Source organism: thiotrophic endosymbiont of Bathymodiolus puteoserpentis (Logatchev) (assembly GCF_900127505.1).
Taxonomy (GTDB): domain Bacteria; phylum Pseudomonadota; class Gammaproteobacteria; order PS1; family Pseudothioglobaceae; genus Thiodubiliella.
In genome coordinates this window covers 1-20,114 of sequence record NZ_UEXF01000055.1, presented here as the reverse complement: position 1 = coordinate 20,114, position 20,114 = coordinate 1, and the positions used below count along the sequence as shown (strand labels likewise).

At 37.9% G+C, this 20,114-nt stretch carries 23 protein-coding genes and 1 tRNA gene; 14 read left to right on the top strand and 10 right to left on the bottom strand.

Annotated elements, in window-relative coordinates:
• Nucleotides 1–8: 8 nt before the first annotated feature.
• Genes BHECKSOX2_RS06880 through rpmB form a run of 3 tightly spaced genes read right to left on the bottom strand, consistent with a single transcriptional unit; the run spans nt 9 to nt 854 of the window.
• Complete coding sequence (locus BHECKSOX2_RS06880; protein ID WP_139683000.1) at nt 9–443, bottom strand: hypothetical protein; 435 nt, start codon at nt 441–443, stop codon at nt 9–11.
• On the bottom strand, nt 440–595 hold the full coding sequence (gene rpmG, locus BHECKSOX2_RS06875) for a 50S ribosomal protein L33 (RefSeq protein ID WP_066045648.1): 156 nt from the start codon (nt 593–595) through the stop codon (nt 440–442). The genes BHECKSOX2_RS06880 and rpmG overlap by 4 nt, the downstream gene beginning before the upstream one ends.
• A gap of 22 nt (nt 596–617) precedes the next feature.
• Nucleotides 618–854 carry a 50S ribosomal protein L28 gene (gene rpmB / locus BHECKSOX2_RS06870; protein ID WP_090714570.1) on the bottom strand — a complete coding sequence of 79 codons (237 nt, stop codon included), beginning with the start codon at nt 852–854 and terminating at the stop codon, nt 618–620.
• 122 nt (nt 855–976) lie between these two features.
• On the opposite strand from rpmB, the gene BHECKSOX2_RS06865 reads away from it, so the two are divergent.
• A tRNA-Ser gene (locus tag BHECKSOX2_RS06865) sits at nt 977–1,066 on the top strand.
• A 252-nt stretch (nt 1,067–1,318) separates the two neighbouring features.
• Here BHECKSOX2_RS06865 and pyrE read toward each other — a convergent pair.
• Nucleotides 1,319–1,957, bottom strand: coding sequence for an orotate phosphoribosyltransferase (gene pyrE, locus BHECKSOX2_RS06860; protein WP_139682999.1), 639 nt, complete (start codon nt 1,955–1,957; stop codon nt 1,319–1,321).
• A 23-nt stretch (nt 1,958–1,980) separates the two neighbouring features.
• Between pyrE and BHECKSOX2_RS06855 the strand changes: the two genes are divergently transcribed.
• Genes BHECKSOX2_RS06855 through fabB form a run of 10 tightly spaced genes read left to right on the top strand, consistent with a single transcriptional unit; the run spans nt 1,981 to nt 11,696 of the window.
• Nucleotides 1,981–2,751, top strand: coding sequence for an exodeoxyribonuclease III (locus BHECKSOX2_RS06855; protein WP_090716917.1), 771 nt, complete (start codon nt 1,981–1,983; stop codon nt 2,749–2,751).
• Entirely contained in the window at nt 2,748–4,004 is a 1,257-nt protein-coding gene (locus BHECKSOX2_RS06850; RefSeq protein WP_139682998.1) for a tetratricopeptide repeat protein, read from the top strand. Before BHECKSOX2_RS06855 ends, BHECKSOX2_RS06850 begins: the two co-directional genes overlap by 4 nt.
• Nucleotides 4,005–4,009: 5 nt before the next feature.
• Complete coding sequence (trmB, locus tag BHECKSOX2_RS06845) at nt 4,010–4,675, top strand: tRNA (guanosine(46)-N7)-methyltransferase TrmB (RefSeq protein WP_139682997.1); 666 nt, start codon at nt 4,010–4,012, stop codon at nt 4,673–4,675.
• 5 nt (nt 4,676–4,680) lie between these two features.
• On the top strand, nt 4,681–5,121 hold the full coding sequence (locus tag BHECKSOX2_RS06840) for an FxsA family protein (RefSeq protein WP_090716912.1): 441 nt from the start codon (nt 4,681–4,683) through the stop codon (nt 5,119–5,121).
• The gene (locus BHECKSOX2_RS06835; RefSeq protein WP_139682996.1) at nt 5,109–6,311 is read left to right on the top strand and encodes a bifunctional folylpolyglutamate synthase/dihydrofolate synthase; all 1,203 of its coding nucleotides are present in this window, start codon (nt 5,109–5,111) and stop codon (nt 6,309–6,311) included. The genes BHECKSOX2_RS06840 and BHECKSOX2_RS06835 overlap by 13 nt, the downstream gene beginning before the upstream one ends.
• Nucleotides 6,312–6,361: 50 nt before the next feature.
• Nucleotides 6,362–7,210, top strand: coding sequence for a CvpA family protein (locus BHECKSOX2_RS06830; RefSeq protein WP_139682995.1), 849 nt, complete (start codon nt 6,362–6,364; stop codon nt 7,208–7,210).
• Between the two features lie 10 nt (nt 7,211–7,220).
• Nucleotides 7,221–8,738, top strand: coding sequence for an amidophosphoribosyltransferase (purF, locus tag BHECKSOX2_RS06825; RefSeq protein WP_139682994.1), 1,518 nt, complete (start codon nt 7,221–7,223; stop codon nt 8,736–8,738).
• Nucleotides 8,739–8,765: 27 nt separating this feature from the next.
• Nucleotides 8,766–9,923: an O-succinylhomoserine sulfhydrylase gene (locus BHECKSOX2_RS06820; protein WP_090716902.1), complete on the top strand. Its 1,158-nt coding sequence runs from the start codon at nt 8,766–8,768 to the stop codon at nt 9,921–9,923.
• Nucleotides 9,924–9,969: 46 nt separating this feature from the next.
• Nucleotides 9,970–10,479 carry a bifunctional 3-hydroxydecanoyl-ACP dehydratase/trans-2-decenoyl-ACP isomerase gene (fabA, locus tag BHECKSOX2_RS06815; protein WP_139682993.1) on the top strand — a complete coding sequence of 170 codons (510 nt, stop codon included), beginning with the start codon at nt 9,970–9,972 and terminating at the stop codon, nt 10,477–10,479.
• Nucleotides 10,479–11,696 (top strand): beta-ketoacyl-ACP synthase I, encoded by a 1,218-nt coding sequence (gene fabB / locus BHECKSOX2_RS06810; protein WP_139682992.1) that lies wholly within the window; start codon nt 10,479–10,481, stop codon nt 11,694–11,696. Before fabA ends, fabB begins: the two co-directional genes overlap by 1 nt.
• Nucleotides 11,697–11,700: 4 nt before the next feature.
• Here the strand turns inward: fabB and BHECKSOX2_RS06805 are convergent, their stop codons facing one another.
• From BHECKSOX2_RS06805 to serS, 5 genes are read right to left on the bottom strand one after another with little or no spacing between them, the layout of a single operon-like run.
• Nucleotides 11,701–12,330: a DUF4389 domain-containing protein gene (locus BHECKSOX2_RS06805; RefSeq protein ID WP_139682991.1), complete on the bottom strand. Its 630-nt coding sequence runs from the start codon at nt 12,328–12,330 to the stop codon at nt 11,701–11,703.
• Between the two features lie 44 nt (nt 12,331–12,374).
• The gene (gene secF, locus BHECKSOX2_RS06800) at nt 12,375–13,295 is read right to left on the bottom strand and encodes a protein translocase subunit SecF (RefSeq protein WP_139682990.1); all 921 of its coding nucleotides are present in this window, start codon (nt 13,293–13,295) and stop codon (nt 12,375–12,377) included.
• Nucleotides 13,292–15,142 carry a protein translocase subunit SecD gene (secD, locus tag BHECKSOX2_RS06795; protein WP_139682989.1) on the bottom strand — a complete coding sequence of 617 codons (1,851 nt, stop codon included), beginning with the start codon at nt 15,140–15,142 and terminating at the stop codon, nt 13,292–13,294. Before secD ends, secF begins: the two co-directional genes overlap by 4 nt.
• Nucleotides 15,143–15,156: 14 nt before the next feature.
• A complete protein-coding gene (gene yajC / locus BHECKSOX2_RS06790; RefSeq protein WP_090717589.1) occupies nt 15,157–15,492 on the bottom strand; it encodes a preprotein translocase subunit YajC in 336 nt (111 codons plus the stop codon).
• 17 nt (nt 15,493–15,509) lie between these two features.
• The gene (serS, locus tag BHECKSOX2_RS06785; RefSeq protein ID WP_139682988.1) at nt 15,510–16,799 is read right to left on the bottom strand and encodes a serine--tRNA ligase; all 1,290 of its coding nucleotides are present in this window, start codon (nt 16,797–16,799) and stop codon (nt 15,510–15,512) included.
• Between the two features lie 80 nt (nt 16,800–16,879).
• Between serS and BHECKSOX2_RS06780 the strand changes: the two genes are divergently transcribed.
• Nucleotides 16,880–17,167, top strand: a complete 288-nt coding sequence (locus BHECKSOX2_RS06780) for a rhodanese-like domain-containing protein (protein ID WP_090717581.1) — start codon at nt 16,880–16,882, stop codon at nt 17,165–17,167.
• A gap of 57 nt (nt 17,168–17,224) precedes the next feature.
• Nucleotides 17,225–17,890, top strand: a complete 666-nt coding sequence (locus BHECKSOX2_RS06775; protein WP_090717578.1) for a hypothetical protein — start codon at nt 17,225–17,227, stop codon at nt 17,888–17,890.
• A 22-nt stretch (nt 17,891–17,912) separates the two neighbouring features.
• Here the strand turns inward: BHECKSOX2_RS06775 and BHECKSOX2_RS06770 are convergent, their stop codons facing one another.
• Nucleotides 17,913–19,139: an ISL3 family transposase gene (locus BHECKSOX2_RS06770; RefSeq protein WP_139682987.1), complete on the bottom strand. Its 1,227-nt coding sequence runs from the start codon at nt 19,137–19,139 to the stop codon at nt 17,913–17,915.
• 257 nt (nt 19,140–19,396) lie between these two features.
• Here BHECKSOX2_RS06770 and BHECKSOX2_RS06765 point away from each other — a divergent pair, with 257 nt between their 5' ends.
• Entirely contained in the window at nt 19,397–19,945 is a 549-nt protein-coding gene (locus tag BHECKSOX2_RS06765) for a restriction endonuclease subunit S domain-containing protein (RefSeq protein ID WP_139682608.1), read from the top strand.
• Nucleotides 19,946–20,114: the final 169 nt, after the last annotated feature.

Genomic DNA, 20,114 nt, shown 5'->3' with positions numbered 1-20,114 from the left:
ACTACTCCCTAATGCATATGGATTTCTATCCACTTACTATAATTTTCGACTTTCATTATATCTTGATTGTCTGCCTGATGTGTGGCAATTACCATAAATATGCTATGTATTAATAAATTATCAATATATAACTTCAGTTTTTTAATCTTTTTCTCATCACAAATATCTAGCATAGATTTATATATAAACAAGATAATCCCAACTATATCGCTTTCGTCCTCCTTAAAATCAGGATGAAATATAATTTTTAAATTCTTAGAGTATTGGTCTAATACATTGATAATCTGGAAAACAGCAATCACCTTGTTATTTTCTACTACTGAATACCACGCATAATCACTTAATTCACTTTCAAATATTGCTTTTTCTGTTGGATCTAAGTAGCGTTTCCAATCTTTTAAAACTAAATCAGTGGTGTTAACTTTTTGAAAAGCAAAAGTCACTTAATTTTTGCTTCCTTATACATCACATGCTGTCTAACAACAGGATCAAACTTTTTAACTTCTACCTTCTCTGGGTGAAGACGCTTGTTCTTAGTTGTTGTGTAAAAGTGACCCGTCTTTGCTGATGATACTAATCTAATTTTTTCTCTCATACCTTACTCCTTAAACCCCACATTAAACTTTCTCACCACGAGCACGAATTTCTGATAATACGGTATCGATACCCTTCTTATCAACGATACGCAAACCTTTTGCAGTCAACTTTAATTTCACAAAACGGTTCTCACTCTCCACCCAAAAACGATGCGTGTGCAGATTTGGATAAAAACGCCTACGCGTCTTATTGTGCGCATGAGAAACATTGTTTCCACTAATTGGGCGCTTACCCGTTACTTGACATACCTTTGCCATAGTTCACCTATTCTCGAAAATCTAAAAAGAGAGCATTATACTTAAAATCACTTGACTTTCATAGTTAAATTTAATCAAATCTATTTACTATTGACAAAACTCTCGGTATCATATGCGCCTTCGGAGGGATGGCAGAGCGGCTGAATGCACTGGTCTTGAAAACCAGCAAGGGTTAATACCCTTCTAGGGTTCAAATCCCTATCCCTCCACCATATTTAAATAGCGCTTTATGGCGCTATTTTTTTATCTTGAGACCTTTTCACAAATAGGAATAATCATCAAAAACCCACTTTTCACCCACTTGGCGATTTTTTAAACCCAGCCTCAGCCCTGCTAGGACAAGGTTTAAAGAAATCGCCAATTGGGCAAAAATTGGATTTTACCAATCATCCCTATTTATGCAAAGGCCTCATCTTATTAAATTTGATTGTTCTTTGGTTTGCCACACAAAACTTTGTTTTGAATTAAACCCCGTACTGACCACGATAAGTTTCAATGCGTTTGATGAGTGCTTGGTCACTGCCTTGCTTTAAGTAGTCAACAAGGTGTGATAAATTAATAATGCTTAATACTTGAATGCCAAAATTTTGTTCAACTTCTTGAATGGCTGAAGTCTCGCCCTTGCCTTTTTCTTGACGGTCAACGGCAACAATCACACCTTTGGCTTTAGCGCCATTTGCATCAATAATATCCATCGCCTCACGGATCGCAGTGCCAGCGGTAATGACATCATCAATAATTAGAATATCACCTGCTAGCGGATGTCCGACAATATCACCACCTTCACCGTGTGTTTTGGCTTCTTTGCGATTAAAACTATAGGGCACATTTTTATTAAAATTGTCGTTGAGTGCCATAGCGACTGCGGTGGCCAATGGGATACCCTTGTAAGCAGGTCCAAACAATACATCAAATTCTAGTCCGCTTGCTTGGATCGCTTGTGCATAAAAATTGCCTAATTTTGAAAGATGTTCACCCGTGTTAAACGCACCTGCATTGAAAAAATAGGGGCTAATGCGTCCAGATTTTAATGTAAATTCTCCAAATTTTAATGCGCCAATTTCTAACATAAAATCTACAAAGTCTTTTTGGTATTGCTCCATGATTTTCCTATAAAATTATTTTAATGAAGAGAATTATAACGGCTAATGTTAATGGCATTCGCGCAGCTGAGAAAAAAGGGTTTTTTAACTGGGTAAAAACTCAAGATGCAGATGTGGTTTGCCTGCAAGAAATTAAAGCGCAAGAAGACCAGTTGGATGAGCGATTTTATCCAAAAGAATACCATTGCTATTACCAAAGCGCCGAGAAAAAAGGCTATTCTGGCACGGCAATTTTCAGCAAACAAGCGCCCACTCAAATCATTAAAGAAAGCCCGTGGGATGATATTAACTTTGAAGGGCGATTTATTCAAGCTGACTTTAAAGATTTTTCGGTTATTTCAATTTATATACACTCAGGCAGCGCCAAACAAGAACGCCAAGATTTAAAAATGGCATTTTTGACTGAGCGATTCATGCCTTACTTACAAGAACTTAAGGCAAGCGGTCGCAAGGTAATTATTTGTGGTGATGTAAATATCGTACATCAGGAAAGAGACATTAAAAACTGGAAAGCCAACCAAAAAAACTCAGGTTGCTTGCCACAGGAGCGCGCTTGGTTAGATGACTTATTCTTTGAAGTCGGTTTTATCGATGGCTTTCGTGAAGTTAATCAAGAATCACACCAATACACTTGGTGGAGTAATCGTGGACAAGCATGGGCAAATAATGTCGGTTGGCGCATTGATTACCAAATCCTCACACCAAATCTCAAAGGCACGGTTAAAAGCGCCGATATTTATAAAGATGAACGATTTTCAGACCATGCACCACTTATTATGGAGTATCAATTATGAAAAAAATTATAGTCATATTGTTAATTTTCTCACATGGTGCTTTATCCTTACCAGGGGATGGGGAACTTGTGGCTACGCCTTATATAAAAGGCACTACTTACAATCAGATGGGAGCATACCAAGAGGCTGTTAGTGTTTTTAAAGAAGTTTTAAATACTGAGCCCAATAACGACAAGGCATACTATCAAATGGGTGTCTCTTATTTGGCACTTAAACAACAAGATAAGGCAATGAATGCTTTTGAAAAATCTATTGAAATTAATCCTAAAAATCCCAGCTCTTATCTCAATATTGGTCTAATTTATTTCAAGAAAAAACAATACAAAAAAGCCTTAAAACTCTATCAACGCGCCAACAAAATCATGCCTAATAATCAGGATTTTTATTATAACATGGGTGTAATTCAAGAAATACTTGGCAAAAATACCAAGGCGATTGAAATGCACAAAAAATCTATTGAAATTAAACCAAAATTTTCCTCGTATTACCATATGGGTATTATTTACGGTAAATTAAAACAACATCAAAAAGCACTTGATGCCTATCAGAAAGCCACCGATATCAACAATTTAATTGCTGAAATTTATTTTAGAATAGGGCGTACTTACGAAATCATGGCGCAACACCAAAAAGCTATTGACTCTTATCAAATAGCAGCAAGTCTTGATCAAAAAAATCCTATTAATTATGAAGAAATAGGATTTAACAACATGGCATTAGGTCAATACCAAGAAGCTATTGAAGCCTATCAAAAAGTTGTTAAAATCAAGCCTGATGATTACATATCGTATTACAGTATCGCAAATTCTTACTATGAACTACACTACAATAAAGATAATGCTTATGGCACTAAAAGCTACAACAACCTATACGAGTCCATCAAGGCTTACAAACAAGCAATTAAGATTAAGCCTAGTTTTAAAATTGCTTACATTAATTTATTTGAACTGTCATTGGTTCAAAATCAAGCCTTTGAGCAAGATTTATTAGTTAAATTTCAACATAACTTTGCTAACAATCGACAAGCGATGATGGAATTCGACATGTTGAGCACACTCAAAAAAATTGACACAACAAAGCAATTGCTTAATGAGAAGCAGAAGCAGAACTTTAAGGATAAATACAAAGGCATACACTTTAACAATTGGTCGTGGCGTGAAATTGAGCAATGGATTAACACTAAAACTAGCAGTAAAGCGACACTAGAATCTGCACTTACATTTTTCAAAACTTTTGATAAGCCTAACAATTAAACTCCATGAGAAAAATCCAAAGTTTTGTTAAACGCTCTGGCAGACTGACTGCTTCGCAAGAAAAAGGATTGACTGAGTTGTGGGATGATTATGCGATTGAACCACAAGGTGTATTGGACTTTGCTAAGATTTTTGGCAATAATAATGATGTGGCATTAGAGATTGGTTTTGGCAATGGCGATACACTGGTGGCAATGGCACAGGAAAACCCAGAGTTGAATTATGTGGGCATTGAAGTTTATGAAGCGGGGATTGGGCGCTTGATTAATAGTGCGTATATCAAGCAGCTAAGTAATTTGAAAGTGATGAGGGGTGACGCAGTTGAGTTCTTAAATGATAATATTGCCGATAATTCTTTGGCTAGATTTCAGTTATTTTTTCCCGACCCTTGGCACAAGAAAAAACACCATAAACGCCGAATTGTACAACAAGATTTTCTAAGTTTATTAACTAAAAAATTAAAAATTGGTAGTATTTGCCACATGGCAACGGATTGGCAAGATTATGCGCAGCAGATGATGGAAATGTTAGAGGCAAATAAAAACTTTAAAAACACTCAAAGCGCCCATACATACACCCCGAGACCTGAGTTTCGCCCTTTGAGCAAGTTTGAAAAACGCGGTAATAAATTAGGACACGGCGTTTGGGATTTAATTTTTACTAATAGGTAACTAATATGCTATTTCCAATTTTTGTTATTGCAACACTTATAGAATTATATGTACTGATGACAGTCGGTAGCTCGATTGGTGCAGGCAATACGGTTTTGCTGGTTATTATCACGGCATTTATCGGTTCTTACTTATTAAAACAACAAGGGCTTTCTACACTAAAAAAAGTACAAATAGCGGCTGCTCAGGGAAACAATCCATCCTTTGAAATGTTGGAGGGTGTGGTGATTATGGTATCAGGTATATTGCTTTTAACGCCTGGATTTATCACAGATACTATTGGTTTGTTGGGGCTGGCGCCTTGGAGTCGAGCATTTTTTCTGACGCATTTTTTAGAGAAAAATGCCAACCGAGTTTTCACCACAACGCAAACACAAAAGCCAAGAGAGAGGCAAAAGACAATGAAAAACGATGACACCATTGAAGGTGAATTTTGGGAAGACTAGAAGACGCTCTTGAAACACTGGATGATTGGCTAAATTACCAAGAAAACTTGCATACAAAAGAAATTGATTTAGGGCTGGAACGCATCCAAAAAATTTATCAAAAACTCTTCCCGCAAGGTGTGCTTTTTAAAGTCATCACAGTTGCAGGAACAAACGGCAAAGGCTCAACCATTGCTTTTATTGATAACATCTATCAACAAGCAAATATCAAAGTTGCTAAGTTTACCTCGCCACATATTCTTAAATACAATGAGCGCTTTGTAATTAATGGTGTGCAAATTAGCGATAAGGCAATATGCACAGCATTTGAGGCAATTGAACAAGCGAGGGGCAATACTTCTTTAACTTATTTTGAGTTTTCTACTTTGGCAGCACTCATTATTTTTACCAAGGAAAAGGTGGATATTGCCGTGTTAGAAATCGGGCTAGGAGGGCGACTTGATTCTGTCAATGTGGTGGATAGCGATGTGGCTGTGATTACTAACATTGAGCTTGACCATATCGATTATTTGGGTGACACGCGTGAAAAAATCGGTTTGGAAAAATCTGGCATTATGCGTAAAAATATCCCATGCATCTGCGGTGATTTGAACCCACCAAGCACAATTACCCAATATGCCAAGCATTGTGGCGCATTGCTAAGCTTTGTTGATACGCCTTATCTTGGTAATATTGGCTTGTCAGGCAAGCATCAACAAACCAACGCTGCACTTGCTATTGAAGCGGTTAATAGATTACAACCTGTATTCTCTGTCAATCAAAATCAACGCGCTCAAGGCATTGAAAAAACCAAATTATCGGCTCGCCTCCAAGTCAAAACCATTAATGACAAAACTGTTGTATTGGATGTTGCACACAATGCAGCGGCAGTCCAAACCTTGGCTGATGAACTTAAGAAAAACAAACAGCCGACTATCGCTATTTTTTCTGCACTACAGGATAAAGACATCAAATCAATGATTGATATTATGACGCCACTTGTTGATAAATGGTTGTTACCTCCTTTGCAAGTTAGTCGAGCAATCGCTATGCAAGATTTAACAAAAAAATTTAGTTTATCAAGCAAAATCAAAGTTTGCGACGATATGCCATCGGCAATTCATCATGCGTTTAACACCAAACAAGTTGGGCGTATTGTTATCTTTGGCTCTTTTCACATTGTTGCCGATGCACTCAAAGTGCTTAGATAATGCATGATAAAATCTTGTAAAATCGCCCATAAACAACTACAAAAACAATAATGGAAGAAATTAGCGCAAATATTAACGAAACAATTGGATTGTTAGTTTGGTCCGATTGGCTAACAATGATAATTTTGCTTGTCTTTATTGGGCTTGGTATTAAGCGTGGATTGGTCGTAGAAGCAGTCAACTTATTATTTTTAATAGTTGCTGTCTTTGGTGCTTGGTTGTTCTATGAAAAACTCTCCCATCTGGCAATCATTAGATGGTCACTAGACTCTCACCAATCGCAACTTGCTGTTGCTTTTGGCATTATTTTTGTTGCTGTTTTAGCAATCAAAATAGGAATGTATAAGTTAATAGCCATTTCATCAGAGGGTAAAAGCCCTTGCACACTCAACAAACTTTTTGCTTTATCAGTGCTTCTCACACTCAACTTATTTGCCAGCTGGCATTGCACCAGCTCTTTTACTAATTCTGAGGTGATGGCATATTTTGTTAGTGATATTGCACTGCGAATTGAACTGTCATTTATTCTCATATTCACCGCTATTACTGGCACTGCTTTACTGCTAAAACATATATTTAATATTTCAATCAGTTCACATGAGCCTTGCTTTTTGACGTCATTTTTTAGAATTATTTTAAATGGCTTACATAGCGTTGGCGTTACACTCAATGCGCGTGAGACTAGTACCCCGATGCGCAAAATATGGGGTGCTATTGTTGGATTGATCAAGGGCTTTGTGCTTATTGTTGCGCTCATCTTAATATTGCAAAATATTGACTTTATATCCAAACAAGTTTTTTGGATTGAGTCTCAAAGCCTGTTTAAAGCCTTTCAAAATATGGCTACAAGCATTAGACCTGAATTAGCAGACTATCTATTATTTATCAAAAAAAATTAGGAAATAACTTATGTGTGGCATTGTTGGAATTTTATCTACTACTAAAAAAGACACAGCAATTTATATTTATGATGCGCTAACCATTCTTCAACACCGTGGACAAGATGCTGCGGGTATTGTTACCTCTCACAAAGGTCGTTTTTATATGCGCAAATCAAATGGCTTGGTTAGAAACGCTTTTAGGTCTAAGCATATGGCTGGACTGTTGGGTGATATGGGTATTGGACATGTGCGTTACCCAACTGCAGGCAGTTCTTCTGGCGCAGAAGCACAACCTTTTTATGTAAATTCACCTTACGGCATTGCATTTGCACATAACGGCAATCTTACCAATACTAAAGAATTAGAACAAGAATTATTTGAACAAGACTTGCGCCATATCAACACCAATTCTGATTCTGAAATTCTACTAAATGTGTTTGCTAGCGAATTAGGAAAATTAGAAAAACAACGCATTAATGAAAAGGATATTTTTACCTCAATTACTCAAGTGCACAAACGGGTGCGTGGTGCTTATGTGGCAGTTGGTATGATTCCAGGTTATGGTATCTTTGGCTTTCGTGACCCAAATGGCATTCGCCCACTTATTTTAGGAAAACGCACCACGAATGGGGGTACTAAATATATGCTTGCTTCAGAAAGTGTCGCACTCACCGCATTAGGCTATAAAATTACTCGAGATATTGCACCTGGTGAAGCAATTGTTATTAATAGACAAGGCAATATTTTTACACAACAATGCTCAAGCGTAAGCAAATATTCACCGTGTATATTTGAGTTTGTGTACTTTGCTCGCCCAGATTCGGTGATTGACAATATTTCAGTCTATAAATCACGCCTTAGAATGGGTGAAAAATTAGCAACAAAAATTCAACAAGATTGGTCTAGTGAAAAAATTGATGTGGTTATCCCAATTCCAGACACTTCGAGAGTATCAGCACTACAGCTAGCGCAAAAACTCAAGGTGAAATACTCCGAAGGCTTGATCAAAAATCGCTACATCACGCGCACTTTTATTATGCCTGGGCAAAAACAGAGAAAAAAATCTGTGCGCCAAAAACTCAGTGCTATTGAACTTGAATTTAAAGGTAAAAATGTTCTATTAGTTGATGACTCTATCGTGCGTGGCACTACCAGTAAGCAAATTGTGCAAATGGCGCGTGATGCTGGCGCTAAAAATGTATTTTTTGCCTCAGCATCTCCTGCGGTACGCTATCCCAATGTTTACGGCATTGATATGGCAAGTAATAAAGAATTTATTGCACACAATAAGAACACTGATGAAGTTTGCAAAGCCATTGGTGCTGACAAACTTATTTATCAAAATTTAGACGACTTAATCTGGTGTGTTCAACAAGGTAATACAGACATCACAGAATTTGACTGCTCTTGCTTTAACGGCAAATATGTCACCGGTGATGTTGATAAAAACTACTTACAAGGTATTGAAGATTTACGCTCTGATGATGCTAAGCAACAAAATGATACCAATGCAAATTCAGAATTAATCTGTAATGATGTAGAATAGGCATTATTTTGGCGATTACTACATAACATGAAAGACCTACAATTTGACACTAAAGCGATACGCGAAGGCTATCAAACCACTAACGAGCAAGAGCATTCTGAGGCTATTTTTCTAACTTCCAGTTTTAAGTTTGACTCCGCAGAACAAGCGGCGGCTCGCTTTGCCAAAAAAGAGCCTGGTAACATCTATGCGCGTTTTACCAATCCTACAGTTGATGCTTTTGAGAGAAAATTAGCCGCACTTGAGGGTGCACAAGCCTGCGTAGCAACTGCATCTGGTATGGCGGCGATTTTTGCCACTATTATGGCATTGGTTAAATCGGGTGAACATATTGTGGCTTCGCGTAATATGTTTGGCACCTCAATCGTGTTACTCAATACCATTGTTAGCAAGTTTGATATTGCCATTAGTTATGTTGATTTAAGTGATGTATCGCAGTGGGAAAACGCTGTTCAGGATAATACAAAATTATTTTTATTGGAAACACCTTCTAATCCATTAGGTCAAGTGGTAGATATTACTGCGTTGAGTAAAATTAGCCGAGTCACAGATATTTTATTGGCGGTGGATAATGCACTTTTATCACCAGCGCTACAAACACCCATCAAATTAGGGGTAGATATCGTTATCCACTCAGCCACTAAATATATTGATGGGCAGGGGCGCTGTCTAGCAGGTGCGGTATTAGGCAGTGAAGAAATTATTGAAAAAGTAGCTGGTTTTACTCGTGCAACAGGTCCTAGTCTAAGTGCCTTCAATGCATGGATTGTGTTAAAAGGTTTAGACACGCTTAGCCTTAGAATGAAAGCACATTGTGAAAATGCACTTAAAGTTGCAACTTGGCTAGAAAACCAACCACAAGTAACAAAAGTGCACTATTTAGGTTTGGACTCTCATCCACATCACCAGCTTGCAAAAACACAACAATCAGGGTTTGGTGGTATTGTATCATTTGAGGTTAAGGGCGGGAAAGTGGCGGCGTTTAAACTAATTAACGCCACTAAAATATTCTCTATTACTGCTAATTTAGGTGATACAAAATCTACCATTACCCACCCAGCAACCACCACACACGGTCGTCTAAGCGATGAAGAAAAAACCAATGCCAATATTACTGATGGACTCATCCGCCTTTCAATAGGACTAGAAGACACCGATGATTTAACAGCAGATATAAAAATCTAGTCTAAATCGGGTATAATTCTCAAAAAATATTTAACAAACAAAAACTATGCAAAACTCTTTTTCTTACGAAGAACTCATGAAATGTGGCAACGGTGAATTATTCGGCCTCGGCAATGCACAATTACCTCAGCCACCAATGCTGATGTTTGACCGCATCACTCATATCTCAAGCGAAGGTGGTGAATACGGCAAAGGTGAAATTATTGCAGAATTAGACATTCATCCTGATTTATGGTTTTTTCAGTGTCATTTTAATGACGACCCTGTGATGCCAGGTTGTTTAGGCGTTGATGCTATGTGGCAACTGGTCGGTTTTTATTTAGGCTGGCTAGGTGGCCCTGGTCGTGGTCGTGCACTAGGATCAGGTAATATTAAATTTACAGGTCAAGTACTGCCAAGTGCTAAAAAAATAACTTACAGAATTAACTTATCTCGCGTGATTGCGCGAAAATTGTATATGGGCGTTGCTGATGCAACGATGGAAGTTGATGGTGAGGTTATCTACGAAGCCACCAATTTAAAAGTGGGTTTATTCACTGATACTAGTAAAATGTAATGAACAGAGTTGTTGTCACAGGAATGGGGATTGTTTCTAGTTTAGGCGCAAACTGTGCAGAAGTTTTAACTTCCTTAAAAACTGCTAAATCAGGCATTAAATTTGATGAAACTCAGGCAGATATGGGGCTTCGTTCACATGTATCTGGTGCTATCGCTGAAATAGATTCTGGCGAAATTATTGATAGAAAAATGAAACGCTTCATGGCAGATGCTGCTATCTATAATGCTGTTGCATTAGATGAGGCTATTAAACAATCTGGGCTAACTGAAGCACAAGTCTCTAACCCACGCACAGGACTGATTATGGGTTCTGGTGGCGCCAGTAATCAAAATGTAGTGGAAGCTGCAGACATTTTAAGAGAGAAAGGCATTAAGCGTGTTGGCCCTTATCGTGTGCCGCGTACCATGGGTTCAACGACTTCTGCTTGCCTCTCTACCCTATTCAAAATCAAGGGTATTAATTACTCAATCAGTTCTGCCTGCTCAACCAGTGCACATTGCATTGGCAATGCTATGGAACAAATTCAGCTGGGTAAGCAAGATGTGGTGTTTGCTGGTGGTGGTGAAGAGCTAGATTGGTCACTGACCATGCTATTTGATGCCATGGGTGCACTATCTTCCAAATACAACGAAAACCCAAAGCAAGCCTCTCGTGCCTTTGATGCAGACCGCGATGGTTTTGTAATTTCTGGTGGTGGCGGTGCATTGGTTTTGGAATCTTTAGAACATGCTCAGAATCGTGGGGCAACGATTCTTGCCGAATTAACAGGTTATGGTGCAACTTCAGATGGTCATGACATGGTTGCACCATCGGGCGAAGGAGCTAAACGCTGTATGGAGCTCGCTATTTCAACCGTTGATGGTCCAATTGACTATATCAATGCACATGGTACTTCAACGCCTGTAGGCGACGCCAAAGAGCTTAGTGCTATTAAAGAAGTGTTTGGTGATAATATTCCAAATATTGGTTCAACTAAGTCACTTTCAGGTCATGCATTAGGTGCTGCTGGTGTTAACGAATCAATCTATTCACTACTTATGCTACAAAATGATTTTATGGCAGAATCTGTCAATATCAATACTTTGGATGAAGCAGCAGAAGGCATGCCAATTGTTCAAACAACTACCAAACAATCACTCAATCGAGTGATGTCAAACAGTTTTGGCTTTGGTGGTACAAATGCTTGTCTGGTGTTTGAAAAGTTCAAGAAATAAAGCGCTATTCTTTCCAACTGAATGATGGGTATTTGTCGGTAATCAATAATACCGAATAGGCACTTACTCTTAAGCTATATCGCATCAACCCAACCAAAAAATTAAATAGTTTTTTTGGCATTCTTCCTATCATCAAAATAATTAGCCAAACTATAGGCAATAACAAGAGTACCGCCACCCCAAGAACCGACAGTATTAAAAAATGTGGTATTGCCAACAACCATTTGATTAATGGCAAATAACGATTTAAATCTTCTTTAACATTGGGGTATTTAAGACTTATTTTAACATCTTGCTCTTTGTCAGTTGATGGATACTTGTCTGTTAACATCATCATGTACGCTGCAATCCTACAGGAAAATTTAACCAATTCACAAATCCAATCAAACCACCACTTTGGGTATTTTTGCCTGAAAACAATCATTAACATTATTGGAAAAAATAGAAAACCACCACCTATCTGCATAACATTAGTATTAGCATTATTACTCTGAGCTAAATGCGCTTCTAAAAGTAAAATAAGGATTGTTAAAATTGGTAGCGCTAAGAGCAAACGGAGAAATACGGTTGCTCGATTGGATTTATTATTGTATTTAATGCTTAATTGTGCTGGACAGCCTTTATCTTCTAACATTTATTCATACTCCTTAATAATGACTTAGAAGGATTATAATTCTTCTAAGGTCTAGCGTCAATTTCTTTACTTTCCTTCTCTGAAGGCAACAAATCTTGCTTGCTAATACCAAGCGCTAAAATCATAGAACTTGCCACATAAATTGATGAGTAAGTGCCAATCACCACACCGATTAACAATGCTAGAGCAAAATTGTGAATAATCTCACCACCTAAGAAGAACAATGCTAACAATACCAATAGCGTTGTCACTGAAGTCATCAGTGTTCTAGAAAGTGTTTGATTAAGTGCAGCATTGATAATTTTTATAGGATCTGTATGTCGAGTTGATAAAAAGTTCTCACGAATACGGTCAAACACGACAATGGTATCATTCAACGAATAGCCGATCACCGCCAAAATCGCAGCCAACACTGTTAAATTAAATTCTATTTGCAAAAATGAGAAAATACCCAAGGTAATAATGACATCGTGAATAAGCGCTGAAATTGAGCCCAGAGCAAAACGATATTCAAAACGAAACGCAACATAAATCAGAATACCGATAAGCGCATACAACATTGCCAAACCTCCATCATTGGTTAACTCTTCACCAACTTTAGGTCCAACAAATTCCACACGACGGATATCCACATCATTGCCTAACAAATGAATAATCTTAGAGCTTAGCTTTGCACTGGAAATAGCTTGTGGCTCAAGACGAATTAGAATTTCTTTGGTTGAACCAAAATATTGTACACTAGCACCTTTAAACTTGGCTTCGCTAAGTGTGGTCCTCACATCAGCCAAATCAATATCTTGCTGGTAACCTACTTCAAGCAAAGTGCCACCAGTAAAATCAATGCCAAGCTTTAAACCATTGATTGACAGTGAAAATATTGAAACAAAAACCAATAATAACGAAAAAATAATCGCATAAGTTTGCTTGCCAATAAAGTCTATTTTAGGAATATTTAAGGCTTTCATATTGACAACTCCTGGTGTGTTTTACCACCGTAAATTTTATTAATAATGGCTCTAGAAACAATAATCGCTGTGAACATAGAAGTAATGATGCCAATTGATAAAGTAATGGCAAAACCCTTGATTGGACCAGTGCCGAAACTGAACAATACTAACGCTGCAATCAGCGTGGTAATATTTGCATCTGCAATTGTTAAGAGAGCTTTATCGTAACCACTTGAAATGGCTTTTTGAATATCACTATTTGAGCCTAATTCCTCCTTGATACGCTCAAAAATGAGTACATTAGCATCCACTGCCATACCCACAGTAAGCACGATGCCCGCAATACCCGGCAAAGTCAATGTGGCCTGCAATAAAGAAAGCACCGCAACAATCATCGCCAAATTAAGCGTCAAGGCAATATTTGCCACCAATCCAAATACACGATAACGCATAGCCATAAATATTAGCACCAACATAAACCCAATAATAACACTCAATACGCCTTTTTCAATATTGTCTGCGCCCAAACTTGGACCAATTGTGCGTTCTTCAATAATCTCAATGGGTGTTGAAAGCGAACCTGCTCTGAGCAATAGTGCCAAATTACGCGCCTCTCTACCGCTGTCAATACCCGTAATTTGGAAGCGTGATGAGAATACACCCTCAATAGTGGCAGCGTTAATAATATCTTTGGTAGTCGTGCGTTTTTTAGTGGTCTTGCCATTTTTAATGATAGTTTCTACCTTGTTCTCAATAAACACCACCGCCATACGATGTTTTAAATATTTTTTAGTGGTATCTAGCATTGCACGACCACCAATACTATCCAAAGTAATATTCACCATTGGTGCACTACGATCGTCAACACCTGAAGCTGCACCCGTAATATTTTCACCTGTGGCAATCACTCTGTTTTTTAACAATAAAGGCCTACCATCTTTAAAATAATAAAGTTTTGAACCAATGGGCATTCTGCCAGATTGAATGGCTGTTTGTGGGTCGTTCCTCTCATCCACTAATCTAAATTCTAAAGTTGCCACTGCGCCCAAAATCTCTTTGGCTCTTGCTGTATCTTGTACGCCTGGCAACTGCACCACAATACGCTCTAAACCCTGTTGTTGAATAATAGGCTCTGCCACACCTAACTCATCAACACGATTTCTCAGCGTCGTAATATTTTGCTTTAGCGCATTTTTTTTGGCGTTTTTTTGTGCATTATTGCTAATAGCAAGATGAATCATCAACTTATCTTGATTGTTGGTTTCTAAAACAACTAAATCGCTCAATTCTGACTTAATAATCTTTAATGCCTTCGCTCTTGCATCAACAGTTTTAAGGCGAATAACGATACGCTCGCCTTCTTTTTTAATACTCTTATATAGACGCTCAGCACGCAAGAGTGTACGCAACTCGTTATAGTGCTTATCAATCGACACCGCCATTACCGCATACATATCGACTTCCAATAGAAAATGCACACCACCGCGTAAATCCAAACCAAGCGACATGGCCTTACCGCCTAAATTAGACAGCCATAATGGTACTGAAGGCGCAAGATTAAGTGCCACTACATAGTTACGGCCTAACGATGTTTTTAAAATGTCTTTGGCAGACAACTGACTGGCATTGTTGTCAAAACGCACCAAGATATGACGGTTTGATAAAGCGACTGATTTATAATTAACATCTTTACTTTTTAGCGTGTCGGTGATTTTATCTAAATCAGATTCAGTAACAAGCTTACCGCCAGCACTTGACACTTGCACTGCCAAATCTGAGCCAAAAATATTTGGCAAGGCGTATAAAATAGAAAGTAGTAAGCAAAAGGCAATTAATGCATTCTTCAAGCCAGAGTATTGATTCATGTTAGAAAGTACCTTTAAGCTTTAGTGCTGCCTTTAGGCATTTTTTGATTAATGCCTTGTTTTTGCACCTTAACCACCACACCACTAGCAATTTCAACCGTAGCAAAAGATTCATCAACCGACTTCACTGTGCCAACTATACCGCCATTAGTTACAATTTCGTCACCAGCCTTTAATGCACCTAATAATGCCTTATGGGCTTTTGCGCGTTTTTGTTGTGGTCTAATAAGTAAAAAATACATAACTACAAACAAAAGCACTAGTGGTATTAATTGGTTCAAAGCAGATGGGTCTGAATTAATACCTTCGGCAGCATGTGCGGGTGATATGATTAAATCTAATAAGTTCATTTTTCTCCTAAAGTAAGTTATTTAATAATGGTGATGCCACCCATATATTTGTGCAGCACACCGGGTATTTTAATACTTTTATCAGCCTGTTGGTGATTTTCTAACACTGCAACCAAAGTTCTACCTACTGCCAAACCTGAACCATTCAAAGTATGTAGTAGTTCCGGCTTATTAGTTTCTGGATTTTTCCATCTTAGCTGTAAACGACGCGCCTGAAAAGCTTCAAAACAAGAACATGAAGAAATCTCTCTATAAGCGTTTTGCCCCGGCAACCATACTTCTAAATCATAAGTTTTAGCAGCTGAAAAACCTAAGTCACCTGCACACAAATTAACCTTACGATAGGGTAGTTCTAATGCCTGTAAAATACCTTCAGCATGACCGGTAAGCTCTTCTAATACCTGATAAGAATCCTGTGCTTTAACAACTTGCACCATTTCTACTTTTTCAAACTGATGCTGACGAATCAAACCACGCGTATCACGACCATAGGCGCCTGCTTCAGAGCGGAAACTTGGTGTGTGACCGACAAATTTAATCGGCAAATCACTCTCTTTCACTATTTTGCCACGCATTATGTTGGTGATTGGCACCTCACCTGTTGGTATCAAATACAAAGATTTTGCCTCTCCTTCTTCGCCATGCAAACTGGTTTTAAACAAATCTGCTTCAAACTTAGGCAACTGCCCTGTGCCAGTTAATGACTGCGCATTAACTAAATAAGGCACATAAGCCTCAGTATAGCCATTGTTCTCAGTGTGGTGGTCCAACATAAACTGGGTTAAAGCCCTGTGCAATTTTGCAATTTTTCCCGTCATTACGCAAAATCTACTGCCAGCAATCTTAGCAGCCGTTTCAAAATCTAAGCCGTACAATCCACCCAAATCAACATGGTCTTTTACTTCGAAATTATACTGACCTGGATCACCCCATTTTGACACTTCAATATTATCATCTTCAGAGTTGCCTTCTGGCACTGATTCATGTGGAATATTCGGCAACCCCATAACAATCGTGTCAATCTCTGCTTGAATGCTTTGTAATTCGGTTTTTGCTGCATCAAGCTTATCACCCAAGCCAGCAACTGCCTTTAATAATGGATTGATATCTTCACCCGCTGCTTTCGCTTTACCAATCGATTTTGATTGTGTGTTGCGACAATTTTGTATTTCTTGTGTCTCAATCTGATTCTTTTTACGCCTATCTTCTAAATCAGACAATGCGCTAGCATCAAAAGAGAAATTGCGCTTCTTCAGCGCTACTTCAATTGCTTTAATATCGTTTCTTAATTGCTTTTTACTTAACATTAGTATATAATGGTTATCTTATATAGATTGAATACTCTGCGTAAGGCGTGTTCACTTACAAACATTTAAGGAATTATACTATGTTCAACTCATTTTCAGGCAAAGATGCTTGTAAACTCTTGGCTGATGGCGCTCAATTAGTTGATGTGCGTTCAAGCACTGAATTTTCTCAAGGCGCGCTACCAAACGCAATCAATTTGCCTTTACAATCTATCATGAATGCAAAGAACATTCTTAATCAAGACAAGGCTATTGTTTTGTATTGTGTGTCAGGCGCTCGCTCATCAACTGCTAAAAATTATCTAGTGCAAATGGGCTTTGACAATGTCAACGACCTAGGCTCTTTCCGCAATTACAACTGCGAATAAATCACTAAACTCTATTGTTCATCTAAAGCCATAAACCTTATACTGTAAACTATTTATATGCGTGTAAAAAGTAAATGGCACAAAACCCAAGTCAAAACCATTGAAGATATCGGTGGCGCAATGGCATTTATTTGTTGGCGTATTACCAAAAACCATCTTGAGGATTTAATCAACGAAGGTTTTGTCATTGAAAAAGAACAAGTCTTTGATGTTATTGCTGAATATTTATGCTTTCTTATTCAATCCATTGACCGCCTTGTATTTAATACACTCAGCAACGAGCAACGACAAGAACTCATCCACAAATTGGCTAAGCAATCCGCCTTTTATTATCAAGAAAACAAAACCGAGCGCATCGGTGAAGGTAACCATTGGAAAATATTTATCAATACTTACAATCAGCGCTCGCAAGATTATTCAAACTACGACTTTATCGGCAATGAACCCGATTACCGCTTTTTAAGATACTTCGGTGAAAAAATCAAACTAGCCATGACCGATGTTGATGAAAAATGGATTGTGCAACAAATGGTTGAAATCCAAGCACCAAAAGCCTTTAAAAAAATTGCTCAAAGTGTTGATGACTTAGTGTCAGTTGATAAAATCATCTCTAAAGAAGAAAAAACCAAGCAAAAAAAAGAAAAAATCCCTCGCTCTAAACGCGAATCAACACGCAAAGATTTGCAATACAAGAATAAATCCTCAAGCAATCATATTGTTTAAAAACAATAAATAGAGGCTCTTGTTAAAAACAAGTGGGTAAAAACCCATTAATTCGATGTAAATCCAACTTCCCACTAAGCAAATAAGCCATTGTTTTAAAATGCTTCTTTCCATACCCTCTTGCCTTTCTCTTTGCCGCTTGAATCACTGAATTTAAACCTTCTAAAATACCGTTATTAATACTGCTTAATTTCCACTCTAAAATACCTTGCCAATGGCGTTTAACCATGTTTGCTGTTTTAACCATTGGCAACAAACTACACTGACTAACCCAGTGATACCATTTTTGTAGCAGGTGCCTAAAGGTTTGCATATCAGGGGCTTGATAAATTTGCTGGAAGGTCTCACGCATACGCATCGCCTCAAACGATTTAAGGTTGTAGTTTTCTAACACCAATTCAGCTTTTTTATCTTGTTGTTTTTTAGTGAGGTTTTGTGCGTTTTTTAAAAACAAATACCGCGTGCCCTTAAGGATTGGATTGTCTTTTACTTCAGCCTTTCTGACTTTGTCCACTCCAGCGTTGATAATCTTTAAAATATGGAATTTGTCAAAGGTAATTCTGGCATTAGGCAGCGCCTTACATACGCCCTTAATAAAAGCAGGGGACATATCGCAACTAATAGCTTTAACTTGCTCTTTGTTGCCATTTTGTTGTTCTAATGTTGCCACAAAATCATGCACAGTTTTGGCGCTCTTACCATCACTAATATGCACCACGGCCTTTTTGTATAAATCAACAAATAGGGTGATATAGTCGTGCCCTTTGGCAACACTGGTTTCATCCAAGCCAAAGGTATCAATACCGCTTAAATCTTGGTTGAGTCTTGCCTCATCGACATAGATGTCTAAAAGTTTCCAGACTTTGTAATCTGATAAGTTCATCAGTTGGCAAACATTATGCACTGGCATATATTTGCAAAATTTGATAACAAAGGCTTCAAACAATAAAGTAAAGCCATTTAACTCACCTGCAAAGGGCGGCAGCATTATACGGACCTTGCCATCATCATTTTTAATGCGTGGCACTCTCACATGTAAGTAGCATTCATGCTCAAAGAAGTTCATATGGCGGTATGTCTTCATCTTAGTGTCGTAGGCACTATAAGCCTTTGTATGTTTGTCACTATTGATCCATTTACTACCTTTTTTGAAGTCAATGTGAATGTTAAGTTGTTTGTTGTTAAATTCAACATTTTTGATAAACCATGGGGAGTTGATTCCGAGCGCTTGGGTGAATATATTTTGCATTTTAGATGTCTTTTTGAGTATGAAATTATGGGTATATTTTAATAGGGTTACCCACTCAGTTTTCAAAAGAACCATATTTTTGCATGTTTCACTCCTTTTTCTTGTCGGATTAAAGAGTGGTTAATATACCCTTTGGCCGACTAATTGAGTGTTGCACTTATGGGTTGAATTCGCCTTCGTCATTTGTTGCAAATCAAATAATTATAAGTTATACTACACAAATCACAAATCTTATGTTTCACACACAACATTAATAAATGACCCAAACACAACAAAAATCTTTAATTTCCATTGTTTTTATTTTGTTAATAGCAGGTCTTATTGTTTCTTTAAATGTAGACAATCAAGATACCCAATCTAGTGTTTCAGTTATCACCCCATCTAATACAAATACCTCAGTTGATAACCACGCACAAGTAACACCCAGTAACAACACTAACAACACTAACACCAATACACAAGCCAATACCAACCAAACCCAAGACCCATTTAACCCAAGCAACAATTCAAATAACAATTCAAACCAAGTAAGTAACGAGGCTACTAATAATGACCCGCGCCTACCACCAGGCTTCCCTAAGCCACTGCCACCCTTAGATAAAGAGGAAATCAAACAAACGGATGCACTCATTACTGAGGCAGACGGCATTATTGCTAAGATGGACAGTCTTATTGCTGGGCTAAATCTGCCAGTGGTGCCATTGAGCGAACAACAGCAAAAAGAACTAGACAAACGACGAGCTACCCAGCAACAAAAGATTAAAGACATTAAAGCGCAACTAGAAGCTTTAAAACAAAACCCGTAATAACAATACACATGACAAAGGATAAAGAATGATAAGACTTAAAACGCTGAACAAACTATTTACAATAAACACACTAGCATTGTTGAAACGCATCAAAACACTACTTGCCACCAGCCTTACAACGCTGTTCTTGGGCTTATCAAGTCTATTCCCTTATCAAGCTTTTAGT

Excerpts from the sequence above, each read along its gene's own strand:
- fabA (WP_139682993.1), top strand. The coding sequence starts at position 9,970 with ATGCAAAACTCTTTTTCTTACGAAGAACTCATGAAATGTGGCAACGGT.
- secF (WP_139682990.1), bottom strand. The coding sequence starts at position 13,295 with ATGAAAGCCTTAAATATTCCTAAAATAGACTTTATTGGCAAGCAAACT.
- BHECKSOX2_RS06850 (WP_139682998.1), top strand. The coding sequence starts at position 2,748 with ATGAAAAAAATTATAGTCATATTGTTAATTTTCTCACATGGTGCTTTA.
- secD (WP_139682989.1), bottom strand. The coding sequence starts at position 15,142 with ATGAATCAATACTCTGGCTTGAAGAATGCATTAATTGCCTTTTGCTTA.
- serS (WP_139682988.1), bottom strand. The coding sequence starts at position 16,799 with ATGTTAAGTAAAAAGCAATTAAGAAACGATATTAAAGCAATTGAAGTA.
- BHECKSOX2_RS06775 (WP_090717578.1), top strand. The coding sequence starts at position 17,225 with ATGCGTGTAAAAAGTAAATGGCACAAAACCCAAGTCAAAACCATTGAA.
- yajC (WP_090717589.1), bottom strand. The coding sequence starts at position 15,492 with ATGAACTTATTAGATTTAATCATATCACCCGCACATGCTGCCGAAGGT.
- BHECKSOX2_RS06805 (WP_139682991.1), bottom strand. The coding sequence starts at position 12,330 with ATGTTAGAAGATAAAGGCTGTCCAGCACAATTAAGCATTAAATACAAT.
- fabB (WP_139682992.1), top strand. The coding sequence starts at position 10,479 with ATGAACAGAGTTGTTGTCACAGGAATGGGGATTGTTTCTAGTTTAGGC.
- BHECKSOX2_RS06840 (WP_090716912.1), top strand. The coding sequence starts at position 4,681 with ATGCTATTTCCAATTTTTGTTATTGCAACACTTATAGAATTATATGTA.
- BHECKSOX2_RS06855 (WP_090716917.1), top strand. The coding sequence starts at position 1,981 with ATGAAGAGAATTATAACGGCTAATGTTAATGGCATTCGCGCAGCTGAG.
- BHECKSOX2_RS06780 (WP_090717581.1), top strand. The coding sequence starts at position 16,880 with ATGTTCAACTCATTTTCAGGCAAAGATGCTTGTAAACTCTTGGCTGAT.
- BHECKSOX2_RS06830 (WP_139682995.1), top strand. The coding sequence starts at position 6,362 with ATGGAAGAAATTAGCGCAAATATTAACGAAACAATTGGATTGTTAGTT.
- purF (WP_139682994.1), top strand. The coding sequence starts at position 7,221 with ATGTGTGGCATTGTTGGAATTTTATCTACTACTAAAAAAGACACAGCA.
- rpmG (WP_066045648.1), bottom strand. The coding sequence starts at position 595 with ATGAGAGAAAAAATTAGATTAGTATCATCAGCAAAGACGGGTCACTTT.
- pyrE (WP_139682999.1), bottom strand. The coding sequence starts at position 1,957 with ATGGAGCAATACCAAAAAGACTTTGTAGATTTTATGTTAGAAATTGGC.
- BHECKSOX2_RS06770 (WP_139682987.1), bottom strand. The coding sequence starts at position 19,139 with ATGCAAAATATATTCACCCAAGCGCTCGGAATCAACTCCCCATGGTTT.
- BHECKSOX2_RS06820 (WP_090716902.1), top strand. The coding sequence starts at position 8,766 with ATGAAAGACCTACAATTTGACACTAAAGCGATACGCGAAGGCTATCAA.
- trmB (WP_139682997.1), top strand. The coding sequence starts at position 4,010 with ATGAGAAAAATCCAAAGTTTTGTTAAACGCTCTGGCAGACTGACTGCT.
- BHECKSOX2_RS06765 (WP_139682608.1), top strand. The coding sequence starts at position 19,397 with ATGACCCAAACACAACAAAAATCTTTAATTTCCATTGTTTTTATTTTG.
- rpmB (WP_090714570.1), bottom strand. The coding sequence starts at position 854 with ATGGCAAAGGTATGTCAAGTAACGGGTAAGCGCCCAATTAGTGGAAAC.